The 17,407-nt window shown below is 64.4% G+C and carries 15 protein-coding genes and 1 tRNA gene; 3 read left to right on the forward strand and 13 right to left on the reverse strand.

All coding sequences use genetic code 11. From position 1 onward, the window contains the following. Positions 1–3: 3 nt before the first annotated feature. The 5 genes from AC1RJ5_RS10065 to AC1RJ5_RS10085 form a co-directional block, all read right to left on the reverse strand. Positions 4–174: a hypothetical protein gene (locus tag AC1RJ5_RS10065; RefSeq protein ID WP_184000639.1), complete on the reverse strand. Its 171-nt coding sequence runs from the start codon at positions 172–174 to the stop codon at positions 4–6. Next, complete coding sequence (locus tag AC1RJ5_RS10070) at positions 174–1,079, reverse strand: transglutaminase family protein (RefSeq protein WP_269574015.1); 906 nt, start codon at positions 1,077–1,079, stop codon at positions 174–176. The genes AC1RJ5_RS10065 and AC1RJ5_RS10070 overlap by 1 nt, the downstream gene beginning before the upstream one ends. Positions 1,080–1,150: 71 nt before the next feature. Then, positions 1,151–1,357 carry a cold-shock protein gene (locus AC1RJ5_RS10075; RefSeq protein WP_269574014.1) on the reverse strand — a complete coding sequence of 69 codons (207 nt, stop codon included), beginning with the start codon at positions 1,355–1,357 and terminating at the stop codon, positions 1,151–1,153. A gap of 168 nt (positions 1,358–1,525) precedes the next feature. Next, entirely contained in the window at positions 1,526–1,798 is a 273-nt protein-coding gene (locus tag AC1RJ5_RS10080) for a hypothetical protein (RefSeq protein ID WP_269574013.1), read from the reverse strand. Between the two features lie 40 nt (positions 1,799–1,838). Then, positions 1,839–1,967, reverse strand: a complete 129-nt coding sequence (locus AC1RJ5_RS10085; RefSeq protein ID WP_269574012.1) for a hypothetical protein — start codon at positions 1,965–1,967, stop codon at positions 1,839–1,841. 408 nt (positions 1,968–2,375) lie between these two features. Here AC1RJ5_RS10085 and AC1RJ5_RS10090 point away from each other — a divergent pair, with 408 nt between their 5' ends. The 3 genes from AC1RJ5_RS10090 (at position 2,376) to AC1RJ5_RS10100 (ending at position 5,419) form a co-directional block, all read left to right on the forward strand. Next, positions 2,376–3,467 carry an extracellular catalytic domain type 1 short-chain-length polyhydroxyalkanoate depolymerase gene (locus tag AC1RJ5_RS10090; RefSeq protein WP_269574011.1) on the forward strand — a complete coding sequence of 364 codons (1,092 nt, stop codon included), beginning with the start codon at positions 2,376–2,378 and terminating at the stop codon, positions 3,465–3,467. Between the two features lie 20 nt (positions 3,468–3,487). Next, a complete protein-coding gene (locus AC1RJ5_RS10095) occupies positions 3,488–4,750 on the forward strand; it encodes a cation:proton antiporter (RefSeq protein ID WP_269574010.1) in 1,263 nt (420 codons plus the stop codon). Between the two features lie 159 nt (positions 4,751–4,909). Beyond that, a complete protein-coding gene (locus AC1RJ5_RS10100; RefSeq protein WP_269574009.1) occupies positions 4,910–5,419 on the forward strand; it encodes a hemerythrin domain-containing protein in 510 nt (169 codons plus the stop codon). 95 nt (positions 5,420–5,514) lie between these two features. Here the strand turns inward: AC1RJ5_RS10100 and AC1RJ5_RS10105 are convergent, their stop codons facing one another. The 8 genes from AC1RJ5_RS10105 to AC1RJ5_RS10140 all read right to left on the reverse strand — a co-directional run bounded on the left by AC1RJ5_RS10105 (position 5,515) and on the right by AC1RJ5_RS10140 (position 17,351). After that, the gene (locus AC1RJ5_RS10105) at positions 5,515–7,587 is read right to left on the reverse strand and encodes a catalase (protein WP_269574008.1); all 2,073 of its coding nucleotides are present in this window, start codon (positions 7,585–7,587) and stop codon (positions 5,515–5,517) included. Positions 7,588–8,077: 490 nt separating this feature from the next. Then, a complete protein-coding gene (locus AC1RJ5_RS10110) occupies positions 8,078–9,343 on the reverse strand; it encodes a tyrosine-type recombinase/integrase (RefSeq protein WP_269574007.1) in 1,266 nt (421 codons plus the stop codon). A gap of 165 nt (positions 9,344–9,508) precedes the next feature. Beyond that, positions 9,509–9,595 (reverse strand) — tRNA-Leu (locus AC1RJ5_RS10115). Between the two features lie 638 nt (positions 9,596–10,233). Continuing rightward, positions 10,234–11,427 carry a dipeptidase gene (locus AC1RJ5_RS10120; protein ID WP_493113123.1) on the reverse strand — a complete coding sequence of 398 codons (1,194 nt, stop codon included), beginning with the start codon at positions 11,425–11,427 and terminating at the stop codon, positions 10,234–10,236. Next, positions 11,424–12,998 (reverse strand): serine hydrolase, encoded by a 1,575-nt coding sequence (locus tag AC1RJ5_RS10125; RefSeq protein ID WP_269574005.1) that lies wholly within the window; start codon positions 12,996–12,998, stop codon positions 11,424–11,426. Before AC1RJ5_RS10125 ends, AC1RJ5_RS10120 begins: the two co-directional genes overlap by 4 nt. Next, on the reverse strand, positions 12,995–14,122 hold the full coding sequence (locus AC1RJ5_RS10130; RefSeq protein ID WP_493113125.1) for a YkvI family membrane protein: 1,128 nt from the start codon (positions 14,120–14,122) through the stop codon (positions 12,995–12,997). The genes AC1RJ5_RS10125 and AC1RJ5_RS10130 overlap by 4 nt, the downstream gene beginning before the upstream one ends. After that, a complete protein-coding gene (locus AC1RJ5_RS10135) occupies positions 14,119–15,156 on the reverse strand; it encodes an N-acetyltransferase DgcN family protein (RefSeq protein ID WP_493113127.1) in 1,038 nt (345 codons plus the stop codon). Before AC1RJ5_RS10135 ends, AC1RJ5_RS10130 begins: the two co-directional genes overlap by 4 nt. Before the next feature lie 14 nt (positions 15,157–15,170). Continuing rightward, positions 15,171–17,351 (reverse strand): TonB-dependent receptor, encoded by a 2,181-nt coding sequence (locus tag AC1RJ5_RS10140; protein ID WP_493113129.1) that lies wholly within the window; start codon positions 17,349–17,351, stop codon positions 15,171–15,173. Between the last annotated feature and the right edge of the window lie 56 nt (positions 17,352–17,407).

Genomic DNA, 17,407 nt, shown 5'->3' on the forward strand with positions numbered 1-17,407 from the left:
GGATCAAGGGTGTGGCTCGCCGCGGTGGCGCCCCGCATGGATCCGTGCTTCTTTCCGCAACCGCCGGTGATAGGAACGGGCACGCCCATGATAGATGCGGTACGCGATGAAACCTGCGACCAGCAGGGTGATGACCAGCATCAGGCTGTAGGCGGCGATCAGTCTGGGTTCCATCATGCACCTCCTGGGTTGCTCGCAGTGCTTTGCAGGGGATCGGCGGAAACCATGACCTCCACCGTCATGCCGAGAAAAGCTGCAGCCGGGCCGAGATAATGCCCTTCCACGGGGCGCAGACGGGCGATGTCGCGTCCGACTGCGGTGGGCACTAGATTGGCCTCTCCCATGCGGCCGTTGGTTGGATCGAAGGCGATCCATCCGGCACAGGGTAGATAGACTTCTGCCCAGGCATGGGTTGCGCCGTGCTGGCGCTCCCCTCCGCCGGGGTCATCTGTCAGCGGGTCAAAGATATAGCCGGACACTGCGCGGGCGGCGAAGCCCAGGTGCCGCACCGCTTCGATGAAGAGCATGGCGATGTCCCGGCAGGAGCCCGATCCCAGATCGAGCGTGGCGCCGGGAAGCTGCGTCCCTTCCGATTCGCGCGCGGCATAGGCGACGCCGTTCCGGCTGGCGGCGCTCACATCCTGAAGCAGGGCCAGCGTGTCGGTGGGGTCGGAGCGAACCAATGCGCGAGCCCAGATCGCCAGGCGGCCGCCAGGATCGGGATGGACCGGCGCCAGCAGCCCACCCAAATCGCTTTGTTCCTCTTCGGAATAGCGGAAGGGGTAGCTATGCGCGTGCGGTGCGATATTGAAAATGGGCCAGGCATCGGCGGTCTGCTCGACCACCAGCAGGCTGTGGATTTCGAGCCGGGTGGCCAGGTGCGAGAAGGATGCGGTGGCGATCAAATTGCCGAACACATCCTGTGTCCATGCCAGTTCGGCGGCAGGCGTGCAGTGAAGCTGGGTGACGATCGGGTTGAGGACCGGGGAGGCTCGCGGGCTCAACATCACGCGATGCGGCAGCAGCACGACCGGATCGCGATAGGTGTAGCTTGTGGTGTGGGAGATGTGCAGGCGCATACACGCTCACCCTTGCTGGCTAGCGCGAGCAGTGTGCGGCAGACCGAATTCCGGGCTGCCGCACTGCGGCATCAGACTTCCTGCAGGTTCACTGCCGACGTCTTTCCGCGCTGATCCGATTCCACCTCATAGGAGAGGCGCTGGCTTTGCTGGAGCGTCGTCATGCCGGCGCGTTCGACGGCGCTGATATGCACGAAGCTGTCATTTCCACCGTCCTCGGGAGAAATGAAGCCATAGCCCTTGCTGCTATTGAAGAATTTAACGGTGCCGACAGGCATGATCTGTTCCTTTCGCAAAAATGAAGTGCCGGACCGCAAATGCAATCCGAGCCAGGAAGCGAGAAAAGGAAGATCCGCCCGAAGGCATCAATTTCCGTCGCAAGCGACGACAGCTAGTCTAAGATGGTCGATCTGGTTGGCATTACAATGGCTACACCAGATATATCCCTATGCAAATTCGCGATTATAGAGGGCGCGATCCGGATTTTCGCTCAAGTTGCGATCTTCCATGAACGCCGGTTCGTCCTTCATCACCCCAGCCCGGGCGATTTCCTGAGAGCGCAGCTTGCGGGCCTCGCGATGTTCGGCGGCAGCGCCTTCCTTTGCCCATGCGGCTGCTGCCACAATCGCAATGCGCTTTACGTTCTCGAGCTTGGCTGTGCCGGCCAGGGCGCGCTGGCGCGCCTCTTCCGCGCGGCAGAAAATGGCAGTCGGTTGCATGGATCGGTCTTTCCGCTTGAGGAGGCGACGCTGTCTGGCATCACGATTTCTTGAGAGGCTGCACCAGCGGTGTGCCTTTCAAGGCTGCGCTGACCGGCACCAGTTTCGGCGCCGCGACCTTTTTGGGCTTTCGAGCCTCTTTGTTGCTTCGGCGTTGACCCTTGGCCATGCAAAGTTCCTTCCTGACGGTTTCAGATGCGTGTGAAGCGAATGGACAAGCGAGGCCGCGGACGCATTTGCGTCGGGGTGCCAGGGCTTGGGCAAGGAGGCGCGCCGCTTGGTCGCGCGTGCTCGGCGCTGGGCGCAACTATCGGGAAAATCTGCATGGAGGTGCTCCACGTCAGAGCGGGAGCATGAACTCTCAGTCGCACCCAGGCTCATGGCAGGCGGTGCGATACAAGTTATGTGGGGTGCCAATGGCGGTTACGCCACCCCGACCCCGGCAAATCGCAGTTTCTCAGCCAGCATGGGTTGTGCCCGGCCACAGTCGGCCTGATATTGTGCGCTGCAGCAATTGGCCTGGCCAGGGACGGTTGCTGCATTGTCAGGGCTTCCGCCGTGGCCAGGAGAACGCCAAATGCGACCCCTGAACGACACGATAAAGCACCTCAATGCGTTGCGCGCCGGGCAGAATATCATCCCGACGGGTGCGAGCCGGCTCACGGAACTGCGCGACTTCGGGTCCAACCCCGGCGCACTGCGAGCCTTTTGCCATGTGCCGGCGAGCCTGGGAGAAAATGCAGCGCTCGTCGTCGTGATGCACGGCTGCACCCAGGATGCCGCCGCATATGATCGCGGCTCGGGCTGGTCCCAACTGGCCGACGAACAGGGTTTTGCGGTGCTCTTCCCTGAGCAGCGGCGCGCCAATAACGCGAACCTTTGCTTCAACTGGTTCAGCCGGGACCACACCCGGCGTGACGCCGGCGAGGCGCTGTCGATCCGCCAGATGGTGGCGGCGATGATCGCCACACACCGGCTTGATCCGGCTCGCGTCTTCGTGACCGGCCTCTCCGCCGGCGGTGCGATGACCTCGGTGATGCTGGCGACCTATCCGGAGGTCTTCGCCGGCGGCGCTATCATCGCCGGTCTGCCCTATGGCACCGCGGAGTCGATCCCACAGGCTCTGGACCGCATGCGCGCGCAGGGCGGTCCGAGCGGGGCCGCGCTGGGAGCGCTGGTGACGGCGGCGTCCGCCCATGCCGGCCGATGGCCAAGTATTTCGATATGGCACGGCATCAGCGACATGACGGTCAGCCCCGCAAATGCCGCGCTCATCCTCGAGCAGTGGCGCCGGCTGCACGGCGTTGCAGAGTCTCCCTGCGAAACCGATGCCGTCGAAGGCCATACCCATCGCCTCTGGCGGGACGCCGCAGGCCGCGAAGTGATCGAGGAATATCGCATTGCCGGGCTCGGGCATGGCACGCCGCTCAGCACCTCGGGCTCCGACGCCTGCGGAGTGCCGGGACCTTATATGCTGGAAGCCGGCATATCCTCCACGCGCCATATCGCGCGCTTCTGGGGGCTGATCGGGACCGGGGCCGCACGCGCGCCTTCTCGGGTCCGGGAAACCGCCAGGATAGAGGGTAGGCAGCTCGACAAGGCAGATACCGGCACGGGAGTCGGGCGGATAATCGAGGAAGCGCTGAGGGCAGCCGGGTTGATGCGCTGATCGCGCCGGAAGGAGCTTCCATGCAGCCACCGCACGACCTCTACATCCAGTTGATCGCAGGGGTCGGTGTGCTGGTGCTGATGACAGCGTGGTTGCCGATGCTGCTGCGCAAGATGCCGCTGTCGCTTCCCATCCTTTGCGTTGCCACCGGCGCAGCACTGTTCGCACTTCCGGCGCTGCGCCCTTTCGCAGTCCACCCGCTTGCCTTCCCGGTGACGGTACAGCGGCTGAGCGAGCTGGTCGTTATCGTTTCGCTGATGGGCGCGGGTCTCAAGATCGACCGGCTGATTGGCCTGCGCCGCTGGGCGCTGACCTGGCGGTTGCTGGGCATCGCCATGCCGATCACCATGCTGATCGTTGCCGGTCTCGCCTCGGGGATATTGGGTCTCGGCCTTGCTGCCGCGCTCCTGATCGCCGCGGTGCTGGCACCCACCGACCCGGTGCTGGCGAGCGACGTCCAGGTGAATGGTCCCGGGGAAGGCGGCGAGGACGAAGCGCGCTTCGCTCTAACTTCGGAAGCCGGTCTCAACGACGGCCTGGCATTTCCGTTCGTCTATCTGGCGATCGCGCTGAGCGCGGCGAGCTTCGGTGCGGGAGATGCTCTCACCTGGCTGGCACGCGACCTGCTCTGGAAGACCTTGCTCGGCGTGGCCGCCGGTTATGCGATCGGGCGGGGGCTGGGCTATCTTACCTTCCACCTTCCCAACCGCGCCAACATCTCCCGCACTGGCGACGGCTTCGTCGCGCTGGCCGCCACCTTCCTCGCCTATGGCGTGGTCGAGATGCTAGGCGGTTACGGCTTCCTGGCGGTCTTCGTCTCGGCACTCGCCTTGCGCAACGCGAGCCGGGACCATGACTATCAGGAGCGGCTCCATGGCTTTGCCGAAGAGGCGGAGCGGCTGCTGATGATGTCGTTGCTGGTCCTGTTCGGCGGCATCGTGACCTATAGCGGGCTGCTCGCGCCGTTCGATTGGCCGATGCTGCTTTTCGTGGCCGGAGTTCTGCTCGTCGCGCGGCCCGTGGCGGGCATGATCGGCCTGGCGGGGACGAGATTGCCTTGGCGGGAGAAGCTGGTGATTTCCTTCTTCGGCATCCGCGGCATGGGATCGATCTACTATCTGGCCTTCGCCCTAAACCACGCGAATTTCCCCGATCCGCGCCGCCTTTGGGCGACGGTCGGTGCGGTGGTGCTCGCCTCGATCCTGCTGCACGGGATCACGGTGACCCCGTCACTCCAGCTGATGGACCGGTGGCAGCGTAGGAAAACTGCTGGTTCAGATTAGTAATGTGGCTAGTCGATAAGCCTGCAATTGAAAATAATGATCCAGATCAGTCAAATAGATAATTGCGATCCCTATGAGATGCTAACGACTCGCAACAGGAAATTTCTTGGAACGTATATTCTTTTCATCCTGTTTGATCTTCGTCTCAGGAGAAATAACATGGCTGACACCAAGAAAGATGCAATCGCCCTTCTCAAGGCCGATCACCGTACCGTGGAAGCGTTGTTCGAGCAGTTCGAAGGAGCTTCGGGCGACGGCAAGAAGCAGAAGATCGCGATGCAGATCTGCATGGAGCTGACCGTCCATGCGAAGATCGAGGAGGAAATCTTCTACCCGGCCTGCGAGGGCAAGATCGAGGAAGACCTGCTCAAGGAAGCCTATGTCGAGCATGACGGCGCCAAGGTGCTAATTGCCGAAATCGAAGCCGGCGCGCCGAGTGACGATTTCTACGATGCCAAGGTGAAGGTGCTGTCCGAGCAGATCGAGCACCATGTCGGCGAGGAAGAGCAGCGCATGGAAGGCATGTTCGCCCAGGCGCGCAAGGCCGGGCTGGATATGGACGCGCTGGGCGAACAGCTGCTCGCCCGCAAGACCGAGTTGCTCGCCACCTATAAGGCGAGTGGGCTGCCGAAGCCGGAGCTTACCACGATGACCGACGTCACGGTCTGATCGCAAACTGCAAAGACGCCTCGTGATACGGGCGGGCGAACCCTTTGCCCGCCCGTATCATTTCCACCTGCTTCGATCGCAGCGTCGGCGCTTCGTTATGCGAGCGTTCTGAGACCCGGCTCGCGAGCGTAGAAGCGTTTTGCTGCGGCTGGCACGAACCCGTCATCCAAGCCGGTAACGCCATCGTCGGGCTCAATACCGGCCTTGTCGAGCAGCGGCTTTGCCGCGTCGCTGGCGCCGATGGCCTTCAGGTGACCGAAGGCGTTCATCACCCATTCGACTGCCGCACCTTCGTTCATCAGTGCCGCGCAACCTTCTTCCGAAAGCACCACCGCCACCGCGTCGAAGATCTGCGATGGCGTCCCTGCGAGTTGCCCGTCGGCCTTCTGCACTTTGCCGTCGGACAAGGTCGCGCCGCCCACCTTGGGTGCGACGATCACGGCCTTGGCTTTGGCCTTCTCGATCGCGCCGATGAGCGTGCTCAGGTCGGCGGCGTCGGTACCGTCTGCGATCAGCACGCCGATCGCGCGGCCTTCGAGCGTGTCCTTCATGTTCTTTTGGATCGACAGCGCATCGGACGGCGCGATCTCAACCGGTTCGCGCGCGGCCGTGGCCTTTGGCGGCAGCGGGATACCGAGACCGTCAGCCACCCGTTTGGCGAACGCTTCATCGACATTGCGAAGATTGGCGACCATCCGGCCCGGTACTTGGTCGAGCAACCCGACCTTGGAGAGTTCGAACACGAAGGACGAGGCGATATGCGCCTGCTCGCTTTCGGTCTGTGAGGCGAGGAACATCCGTGCCTGGCTGTAATGGTCGGCGAACAATTCGCTCCGTACGCGCAGCTTGTCGCCTGTCTCGTCCCGGCCGGTAGGCGCGGTGCTGGTGGCGAAACCGCTGGCGGGACATTCGCGCGGCCCGCCTTCCTCGCCATGCGCCGCAAGGCTGTTGGGCTCGTAGTTGGCGCGCCCCTTGGGCACCGCCATCTGCATCATGCCATCGCGCTGGAAGTTCGCCATCGGGCAGCGGGGCGCATTGACCGGGATCTGGTGGAAATTGGCGGTGCCAAGCCGCGATTTCTGCGTGTCGAGATAGCTGAACAGGCGCCCCTGCAGCAGCGGATCGTTGGAGAAATCGATGCCGGGCACGATGTTGCCGGGGCAGAAGGCGACCTGTTCGGTCTCGGCGAAGAAGTTATCGACGTTCCGATCGAGCACCATCCGCCCGATGATCCGCACGGGAATATCATCCTCGGGGATCAGCTTGGTGGAGTCCAGTACGTCATAGGGCTGGGCATCGGCGAATGCCTGATCGAACACCTGGATGCCGAGCTCCCATTCGGGAAAATCACCCGTGTCGATAGCTTCGAACAGGTCACGACGGTGATAGTCGTTGTCGGCGGCCTGAAGCTTGAGCGCCTCGTCCCAGATCGTCGACTGGATCCCGAGCTTCGGCTTCCAGTGGAACTTGACGAAACTGGCCTTGCCGGCTGCATTGACCAGCAGGAAGGTGTGGATGCCGAAGCCCTCCATCATCCGGAGCGAGCGCGGCAAGGTGCGGTCGGACATCGCCCAGAACAGCATGTGCGTCGTCTCGGGTATCAACGACGCGAAGTCCCAGAAGGTGTCGTGCGCGGAGCCGGCCTGCGGATAGGCGCGGTCCGCCTCCATCTTCACCGAATGGATGAGGTCGGGAAACTTGATCGCGTCCTGGATGAAGAAGACCGGGATGTTGTTGCCAACCAGGTCCCAATTGCCTTCGCGCGTGTAGAATTTGACCGCGAAGCCACGGACGTCACGCGGCGTATCGACCGATCCCGCGCCACCGGCGACGGTCGAGAAGCGCACAAAGACCTCGGTCTTCTCGCCTTTGGTGAACAGCGCTGCCTTGGACAGGTCCGAGATATCGTCGGTCGCTTCGAAAAAGCCATGCGCACCGGTGCCGCGGGCGTGGACGATGCGTTCGGGAATACGTTCATGATCGAAGTGGAAGATTTTCTCGCGAAGGACGAAATCCTCCAGTAGCGTCGGGCCGCGCAGGCCCGCCCTCAGGCTGTTCTGGTTATCGGAAACCGCAATGCCCTGATTGGTGGTGAGCACCTCCGTGCCGTCACCGGCGATCTGGTGTGTCTCGCCGCCATCGCCGCTTTGCCTGGTATTCGTCGCCATGTGCCCGCTCCTGATTGTCGGAGGTTCAACCGGCGGTGCCGCACCAAGGGTCCGTCGATTTGGCGAACTTGCTGCAGATTAATGCGATTCCCCCGTGGAGGTCGAGCTGAAGTGCGAAGATACGAGCCAGTATGCATGAAGCTGACGCGGGCTCGGCAGTTGCGTGAGATTGTGCTGGCATTGGCGCGGCAGCGGGTCGCCGATAATGGGTCGACTGACCTTTAGCGTTCGCCACGACACCGGCCTGCGCACTCACTCAGCCTGTATGATTTGGTGCGTATGTGATCGGTAGCGTAACTTAGGCGCGCTGACCTGAAAACCGCAGCCCGCAAAGACGGGCCATCAAACAGGTTAGGCGGCAGTAGGCCACGGGCCTTTCAGCCATCGCCTAAACAAAGACGGCTTTCGGGTTTGTCGGCTGTCAAGCCGAACGTCCGAGATTGGGGCGCGAAGCCGCCGTCGGCTCGCACCGACGGCGAAATCTGCTTGCTCATCGCGATGATCGCCTCGATCGACCACCAAAATCGACCGTGACCACTTTGCTGTCGTCGGCAAACGTACCGCCGTCATCGCTGCCCCGAAGCTGGTCGAGATAGTCCGACCAGTGCTGCATCATGCGCACGCGCTCCTCCCAGTACTGGCCTCGCGCATAGGCGCGTCGCACGCCGTTATTCTCCAAGTGGGCGAGCTGCCGTTCGATCGCGTCGGGGTTCCATAGTCCCATCTCGTTCAGCAGCGTTGCCGCCATGGCGCGGAAGCCGTGCGCAGTCATCTGGTCGCCGCTGTAGCCCATACGCCGCAACGCGAACGTGACGGTATTCTCAGACATCGGGCGCTTCCAGGTATGAAGTGCCGGGAACACATAAGGGCTATGGCCGGTCAGCGGCCGAATCTCGTCGAGCAGGTCGAGCACCTGGCGCGAAAGCGGCACCTGATGCGGCCAACGCATCTTCATCTTCTCGGCCGGGATCGACCACACCGCACGCTCGAGGTCGAACTCGCTCCATTCGGCCCGGCGCAGCTCCCCAGGGCGCACGAAGACGTGCGGCGTCATGCGAAGGGCGAACCTCGTGATCGCGCTGCCCGCGCTATCGTCGATGTCGCGCAGAAGCTGCCCGACTTCCTTGGGGCGGGTGATCGCGGCGAAGTGCTTGGTCTTGGGAACGATGATCGCCCCGCGCAGGTCGCGCGCGACATCAACCTTCGCCCGTCCGGTGGCGATGCCATAGCGAAACACGCGGCTGATCACGCTGCGCATACGGCGCGCGCTTTCGTAATGGCCCGTCGCCTCGATCTTGCGCAGGACGGCGAGCACCTCCTGCACCTCTATCTCATGAAGCGGGAGGTGGCCGAGAAACGGATAGACCTTCTCCAGCAGCCAGCGGACCTTGCTGAGCGTCACCTCGGCGCGCTCTTCTCGCGTGATCTTAACGAACCATTCCTCAGCGACGCCCTTGAAGGTGACGTTCGCGTCAATCTGGGCGCGAAGCTTCCGGCGCTTCTTCTCGACCATCGGATCGACGCCGTCGTCGATCATCCTGCGCGCGGAGTCGCGCTTGGCGCGAGCATCGGCCAGGCTGACCTCGGGCCATACGCCGATCGCGAGAACCTTCTGCTTGTCGAGAAAGCGATAGCGGAAGCGCCAGTATTTGGCGCCGTTCGGCATCACCAGGAGGAAGAGGGAACGCCCGTCGCCGAGCTTGTATTGCTTCGCTTTGGGCTGGGCGTTTCTGATGGCAAGTGCGGTAAGTGCCATGGTGGTATCTCCGTCCGAAAACGGGCGAATCCACGGCCGATTTATACCACCAAAATTGGTTGTATCTCGGCGGACCCGCCCAAATCTCGTCGGAAAGATATTTGAAAAAAGCGTTTTTCCCCAGCCGCTTACGCGACGCTCATGGACGTCACCGGACGGGGAAAATGGTGCCCAGAAGAGGACTCGAACCTCCACGCCCTTGCGAGCGCCAGCACCTGAAGCTGGTGCGTCTACCAATTCCGCCATCTGGGCACGGGGTAGGCGAGCGCCTCTACGGGGGACACAATCCCCTGTCAACAGCCACGAAAACATTTTGCGGATCATTTTATCGCACTGCGCAAAATGCCGGGCTTGCCCGCCCGCGCCGCTCACGCTCCCCACGCAAAATGCCGGCACAGCGCCTTCCGGCGCCGTAGCGAACGCACCCGGAGAAGCGCCCAGGCGGCATCCGACCGCGGCCCGCGCCCTGCACGGGAAAGCCGGGAGATTTGAGCGGGAAACCACCGCGCGCCGCCGTTCCCCAGCCAGATCGAACATCCTCCCCCGGTCAACGCGAATGCAGCCTAGCCACGACAGCCGCCCGCTGCGGCCGGCCGTCGCCCGGCTCCAGGCGCCAACAATCGATGTTGCCCGAGGCGCGACCGGCATCGCATGCCGGCGAAGCGGAGACCATGGCCCGCCGCCCGGCCCGAAGCCCGATCGCCCTTGTTTCACTACTGCAAAATGAATGGCGCCGCCTACAGGACTCGAACCTGTGACCTCCGAATTACGAAGGTGTCTGACGAGATATCCGGAGCAGTTGCGGGAAAGCTGCCCTGCCGCCTGCTCGTTCCTGGCGCCTTATCGTTGACTTTGGCCGTAAACGCCCAGCCGATACCCGAATTTCCTTTCTAATGCGAAACGGCAGCGTAGCGTTGGGCCTCGCCGACGACGCGAAGGATGTTGCCGCTCCACATTCTGTCCAGATCACCGTCTGAATAACCAGCGGCACGCAGCCGTGCGGTCACGTTCGGCAACATCGAGATGTCGTCGATTCCCGGCAGACCGCCGCCGCCATCCCAGTCAGCGCCGAAGCACACATGATCCACCCCGGCGACTTTGATCACGTGGAGGACCATTTCCATGTAGCGATCGAAATCGGCCTTGCCCCAGATCGGCTGGGTCTTGTCGAGCTCCCGCCATTTCCGGGCAAGCTCCACCTGTTCCTCAGGCGACAGGTCCGAGATATGCTCGTACCGGGTGAAAAGCGCCGCGCGTTCGGGCGTCATGTTCATGTTCGCCAGGAAAATGGTGCTGACGCAGATCGCCCCGCCCTTGGCCGCCAGCTTGCGGATACGTTCGTCGTCGAGGTTGCGGGGATGATCGAATGCCCAGCGGCCGCTGGAGTGCGACAGGAGCAGCGGCGTTTTCGACAGCTCCAGCATCTGGTCGAACGTGTCGTCGGACGCGTGGCTGGCGTCGATCACCATGCCGAGCCGGTTCATCTCCGCCACCCATTTACGCCCGAGGGGAGAGAGGCCGTTCCATCTGGGCTTGTCGCCCGAACTGTCCGCGAACTGGTTGTTGGCGCCATGCACCGGCCCCGCGAGCCGCACCCCGCGATCGTGAAATTCCTTGAGCAGCGAGAGGTCCTCGCCCAGCTCGTAGCTATTCTCCATGCTCTTGAACGCGACAAGCTTGCCGTCGCGGTTCAGCCGTAGCGCATCGTCGGGCGTCAGCGCCGGACCGATCTTGTCGGGGAACTTCGCGAGCGTGGAATCGATCAGGTCGGAGCGCCCGCGCGCATAGGCAAGCGCATCGGCATAGCCCTTGGGGGTAAGCGGCCCCTGCTCGGTATAGATGGCGAAGAAGCCGCCGTCGAGCACTCCGGCCTCCATCCGCTCCATATCGACCTGCACCAGATCGGTCGCCGGATCGTGATGGCCTGCGAAGCTCCAGCCAGGCCGGGCGAAATGCAGCGGCGTATCGAGATGGGTGTCGAGCACGAGGAAGTCCTTGTGCGCCCGGGGCGCCGCCGGACCTGCTTGCGGTGCGGTCACGCAGCCGGAGAGCAGCAGGGCGAGGAACACGAGGCGCTTGGTCATTTCTTGTCTTCCACCGGACGCAGATCGAGATCGCCATAGTCATAGCTGAAATCGGCGATCGGGCTTTCAGGCTTCATCGTCACGCGCGCGACCTTGCCATCGGCATCGAGCGCGAAGGTGACATAGGCCGGCTCGATCGCCTGGTCGTCGAAGCGGGTGACGAAGGTGTCATATTGCCAATGGAGCAGCTTGCCGGCCATGCGCGGCGTGGTCTTGAAGTCGATGCGCAGCCCGTCGGCGCCCCCAGTCACCGCGACATCGCCGTACCAGGGATCGCGATAGGTGCCGGCATAGCGTTCGAGCGGCAAGGCTGGCCCGACCTTGGCAGGCGCGGCCTTGACTGCCGAGAGCGCCGCCTTGCCGCCTTCCACGCGGTTGGTCATGAACTCGCCGAAGCGCCTGGGCCAGTCCTGATCGGGGATGCCGAGATAATGGTCGACCAGCATGTGCGCGACGCCGCGCAGCAACGCCACGTCCTCGGAATTGACCACCACCGCGATACCGACATCCTGGTCGGGGAGCAGGATCACATGGGTGATCGACCCGAACACCCCACCGCCATGTGAAATGATCCGCGCGCCCTTATAGTCCTCGACCTCCCAGCCGAGCGCATAGGTGCTGAACTTTGGCGTCAGCGGCGCGAGACTGCCCGGATAGGGCGTGAGCGGCTGGACCGTGACTCCCTTCCACATCTCCGCTGCCTGGGTCTCGCTGAACAGCCGCCCGCCGCCGGGAAGCGCGCCGTGGCCGAGCTGGATCTTGAGCCATTGCGCCAGGTCGTTGGCGCTGAGCGCGAGCCCTCCCGCGGGCATCGCCGCGCGGCCCAGTTCCTCGCGCTCGTCGAGCACCGAGTTCGGGCCGTCGCCGCGCACCGCGCCGCCGATCCGGGCATGCGGGAAGGCCCGGTCGGCAGTTGCCCAGCGCGCCTCATAGGTGGCGGTGGCGCTGCTCATGCCGCCGCGCTTCAGGACCTCGCTGGTCATAAAGTCTTCCCAGCTCTTGCCGCTGACTTCCTCGATCAGCTGGCCGGCGACCATGTAGAGGATGTTGTCATAGGCATAGCTGGAGCGGAAACTGGTGGCGGGCTTGATATAGGCGAGCCGCTTGACCGTCTCCTTGCGCGACAGGCTGCCGCGCGGGACGAAGAGCAGATCCCCCGCCCCAAGCCCAAGCCCCGAATGGTGGACGAGCAGGTCGCGGATCGTCATCTCGCGCGTGACCCAAGGGTCGTACATGCGGAACCAGGGCATGTGATCGATCACCTTGTCGTCCCAGCCGATCTTCCCTTGGTCAACCAGGATGGCGAGCGCGGCGGCGGTGAACGCCTTGCCGGTCGATCCGGTCTGGAAGATCGTGTCGGCATCCACCTTCGCCGGCTCGCCCTGCTTGCGAAAGCCCCAGCCCTTGGCAAGCGTCGTCTTGCCATGCTCGACGATCGCCACCGCAATGCCCGGCGCACCGCTCGCCTTGCGCAGCGCTTCTACCTTGGCATCGAGCCCACCAGGCGGATCGGCCAGCGCCGGAGTGGCGAGCGCAAGCAACGGCAGAGCGAGCAGATGGCGCAGCTTCATGCGGCAGTCTCCTGGGGAATGGCGGAGCGACGGAGCAGCCGTGCCAGCCCGACGGTCAGCAGCGGCAACACGAACACGGCGAGGAACAGGTACGCCAACAACCGGTAGCCGTTGGCGATCAGCGCGATCAGTCCGACCCGGTCGGCGACGAACATGCAGACGAGCAGCAGCACTCCGGCGATCGCGGCCCGGGCCCTTGCTCCCAGCGCCACGCCGCGCCGCCGGCGCACCACCCCCGCCACCCGCTCGTTGATCGCATGCACCGCCCCAGCGCCGCTTTCGAGCAACGCCGCGAAGATCATCATCTGGAATGCCCAGTGGAAAATGGGCACGTCGAGCTGGCGCAGCAGGAAGTCCGACGGCAGCGTCTCGGCGCCGATGCCGGGATAGAAGGCGACCATGCAGGTGAAGAACAGGATCGCCGGCAGCATCGCCAGCGGCCCGGCGATCAGGCCGGCGACCACCGCGTCTCGCGTGCTGGTCAGATGGCGAAGGACCGGCAGGATCACCACGGCGCCGATGATGTTGTAGCTCGCATAGGTGAGCCCGCCGCTCGCCCAGCCGCTCCACGGCGCGGGCGTCGCGAAGCCGTCGGCGATGCGGTCGCCGAAGCGCCACAGGCTCAGCGCGAGGAAGATCGCATAGACGGCATAGAGCAGGAAGGAGACGTACTTGAAAACACCCTCCACCGCCGAATTGCCGAGCGCGACAGTGGCGAGGATGGCAAGCGCGAGCGCCAGCGTGCCGACGAACACCGGCCAGCCGAACATCGCCGCGCCGATAGCGCCCGCGCTCGCGCCGAACACGGCGAGGATCAGCACGACGAACAGGATGTAGGCGCCCTCGAACGCGATCCAGGCGGGGCCGAGCAGATTGGCGAAAAAGGTGCGATAGTCGAGCGCGCCGACGAGGCGCGCATAGGCGAAGGTCGCGGCGGCGATGGCACTCCACAGCAGCATCGCGAGGATCATGCCTGCCAACCCGCCCCAAGGCCCTGCGGGGAGGAAATATTCCGCCAGTTCGCGTCCGGTCGCATAGCCGCCGCCGATGATGACGGCCTTCATCGCGAAGCCCGGTAGCAGGAAACGCTGGAACCAGCTCGATCCTGCTGCCGGGGCGCTCATGCGAGGCAGCTTTCGACCAGCGCGGCGAACGCCGGGCCGCCGCGCACCGGATCGGCGACGGGCAGGCCTAGGCGTTCGCTCTCGCGTGCCATGACCTCCAGCGCTTCCGCCTCCCCCAAGGCCGACGTGTTGAAGCTCACGCCGCCGCAGCGGATGGCCGGATTGGTCCGCCGGCCGAGCGCGGTGGTGAGGTCGATGATCTCCTCGATGCTCGCCACCGTATAGCCGGCGGTACCGAGCATCACGGTGCGGCCCGGCTCGTGACAGACGACGAATACGTCCGGCTGGCTGCCGTGCAGCAGGCCGAGCGACACCGCCGCATAGGCCGGATGCGCGAGCGACCCCTGCCCCTCGATCACGTCCCAATGCGCCGGATCGGCATCGGGCGAGAGCATCTCCGCTGCGCCCGCCTCGAAATCGGAGATCACGGCGTCCATCGGCATGCCGCCGCCGGCGATCATGATCCCGGTCTGGCCGGTAGCGCGGAAGCTGGTGTCGAGCCCGCGCGCCTCGAACGCACGCGCCAGAGCCAGCGCGGTGTACTTCTTGCCGAGCGCGCAATCGGTGCCGACGGTGAGCAGCCGCTTGCCGCTGCGCTTGCGCCCGGTGGCGACCGGGATCTCGGCCGGGGGTACGCGGATGTCGATCAGCCGGCGGCCGAGCAGCATCGCCGCTTCCGCGACTTCCGGAATGTCCGCCAGGCGGACATGCATGCCCGAGACGATGTCGAGCCCCGCCTCCAGTGCCTCGACCAGCGACTGGCGCCAGGAAGGCGGGATCACGCCGCCAGGATTGGCGACGCCGATCACCAGCCCCCTGGCGCCCTGCGCCACCGCCTCCGCGGGGCTCCAGCGCGGCAGGCCGGTGGATACGGAGGCCCCGCACGCGAACTCGCCCACGCACTTGTCCCCGGCCCAGTCGCGCAGGCCGAACGCGGTCTTGGCGAAGCCCGGCTCGGTCGTGTCGCCGAGGAAGAGAAGATAAGGCTGCGGCAGCACCAGCGCGGTGCCGCGCGCGCCGAAGGGCGCATTCATTCCTGTGGCTCCGATCAGAAGGCGATGTCGAGCGCGAGACCCAGCGTGCGCGGCTGGACCGGGACGGTCGAAAGATAGCCCGGGTTCACCGTGGCGACGCTGGTGGTGATGCGCCCCTCGCTGTCGGTCAGGTTGCGGGCATAGGCGCGCAGCGTCCATTTGCCGTCGAACGTGACCGATGCGTTGAGATCGAAGGTCGCATAGCCATCGACCGGCACCGACAGCGGATCGCTTGCCACCGCCGAGATGCGATCGCCGACGATCCGCACCGCGCCGCCGACATGCGCCCGGGTCGAGCCGCTTAGCGCCCAGTCGTAATCGGCGGTCATCGCTGCAGCGAGCTTGGGCACGTTGGGCAGCTGGTCGCCATCAGTGCAGTTCGGCGTGGTCTGGGTGCACTTGGCATCGGTGTAGGCGAAATTGCCGCCGACGCTGAACCCGGCGACCGGCTGGATCAGCAGCTGCGCCTCCACGCCCTGGCTGCGTGCGGTGCCGGCATTGACCAGCCCGTTGATGCCGTTGGCGAAGGCCTGGGCCACCTGAAGGTCGTTCCAGTCGAGCAGGAAGGCAGCGGCGTTGAACGTCACCTTGCGATCGAGGAATCGAGTCTTGATGCCGGCCTCGTAGCTGGTGACCCTTTCGGAGTTCACCGTCGCCGGGAAGCCGGGCAACGCGATGTTCGGCCCGCCCGGGCGATAGCCGCTGGCGGCACGGACATAGAGCATCGTGTCGCGGTTGAGGTTGACCTGCGGGCTCACGCTCCAGGTGACGATCTCTTCGCTCGACGAACCATCGCCGCCGCTGTTCAGACCGAGCAGCGGGATCTGGGTGCTCTGCGTGAAGGTCTGGTCGTTGCGCGCCCAGCGCAGGCCGCCGGTGATGTGGAAGACGTCGCCGAGCTTCAGCGTCGCGTTCCCGAAGACCGCATATTCCTTGTAGGTGTTGGGCAGGCCGACGATCGCGAAGGGATCGAACGGCGCGAGCGGCTGGCCATTGGCGTCGAGCGCGCGGACCAGCTGGTCGTGGCTATTGTCCTCATCGGTGTAGAAGAAGCCGAGCTGCCAATCGAGCAGCTTGTTCGTAGCCGAGGTCAGGCGGACTTCCTCGGTCCATTTCTTCTGGTGCAGGTTCGCCGGATAATTGGCGAGCCCGCCCCAGATCACGCCATAGACGCGTGAGGCATCGCTGGTCTCGAGGATCTTGAGCTCGCTGTATGACGTGGTCGAGCTCAGCTCGGCAAAGCCCATGTCATAGGAGATCGAGCCCGAGAGGAACTTGAAGTCGCTGTGGAAGGGCTCGGGCAGCTGCGAGTTGGTGCTGAGCCACGAGGCACCGGGCGCCAGCGGCGTCGGGCTGCCCTGGGTTTCGTAGAGGATGCCGAAATTGTCGGACTCGGTGCGCTGCCACAGGCCGCTCAGCTTCACCGTCAGCTTGTTGTCCGGCTTGAAGAGCAAGGCGACGCGGGCACCCTGCTGGACGGCGGAGTTCACGTCCTTCTCGCCGGTCAGCACATTGTCGATGAAGCCGGGCGTCTTGCGGCGCGAATAGCTGCCGCTGATCGCGAGCTTGTCTGCGACGATCGGCAGGTTGACCAGCCCGCTCGCCGCCCAGCCGGCATCGCTGCCATGGGCGATGGTGAACACCTCGCCGCCGGCGCGGACCGAGAATTTGGTCAGGTCGGGCTGGACGGTGACGTACTTGAGCAGGCCGCCGATCGAGCTGGCGCCGTAGAGCGTGCCCTGCGGCCCGCGCAGCACTTCGATCTGCTCGATGTCATAGGGCAGCAGGTCGAGCGAGAAGGTCTGGGCGCGGTTGTAGATGCCGCTGGAGCCGATCGGCGCGTCATCGAGATAGATGCCAACCGTGGCGCTCGGCCCGATTGGCGCGACGCCGCGCAGCGACAGGGTCGAGCGACCCGGCGAGCCGGCATTGTCGACCTGGAAGCCAGGCACATAGGCGGCATAGTCGGCGAGCTGCGATGCGCCGCTCTGCTGCATCTGCTCGCCACCCACCACGCTGATCGAGATCGGCACGTCCTGCAACCGCTCCTCGCGCTTCTGTGCGGTGACGACGATCTCGTCATCGCCCGCCACTGGCGACGGTGGCGTTTCCTGCGCGAATGCTGCGCTGGGCAGCAGCAGCGTGACCGCCGCGACGGTAATCAGCAGATGGGCCCGATTGGTCTTGCGCGTCATCGTTCGTCTCCCCCCTTCGGAAGTTCGATGTCCTCTCCGCCTCCGCTTGTGCAGAT

It is taken from the genome of Sphingomonas sp. GW822-FHT03G08, from assembly GCF_058801135.1.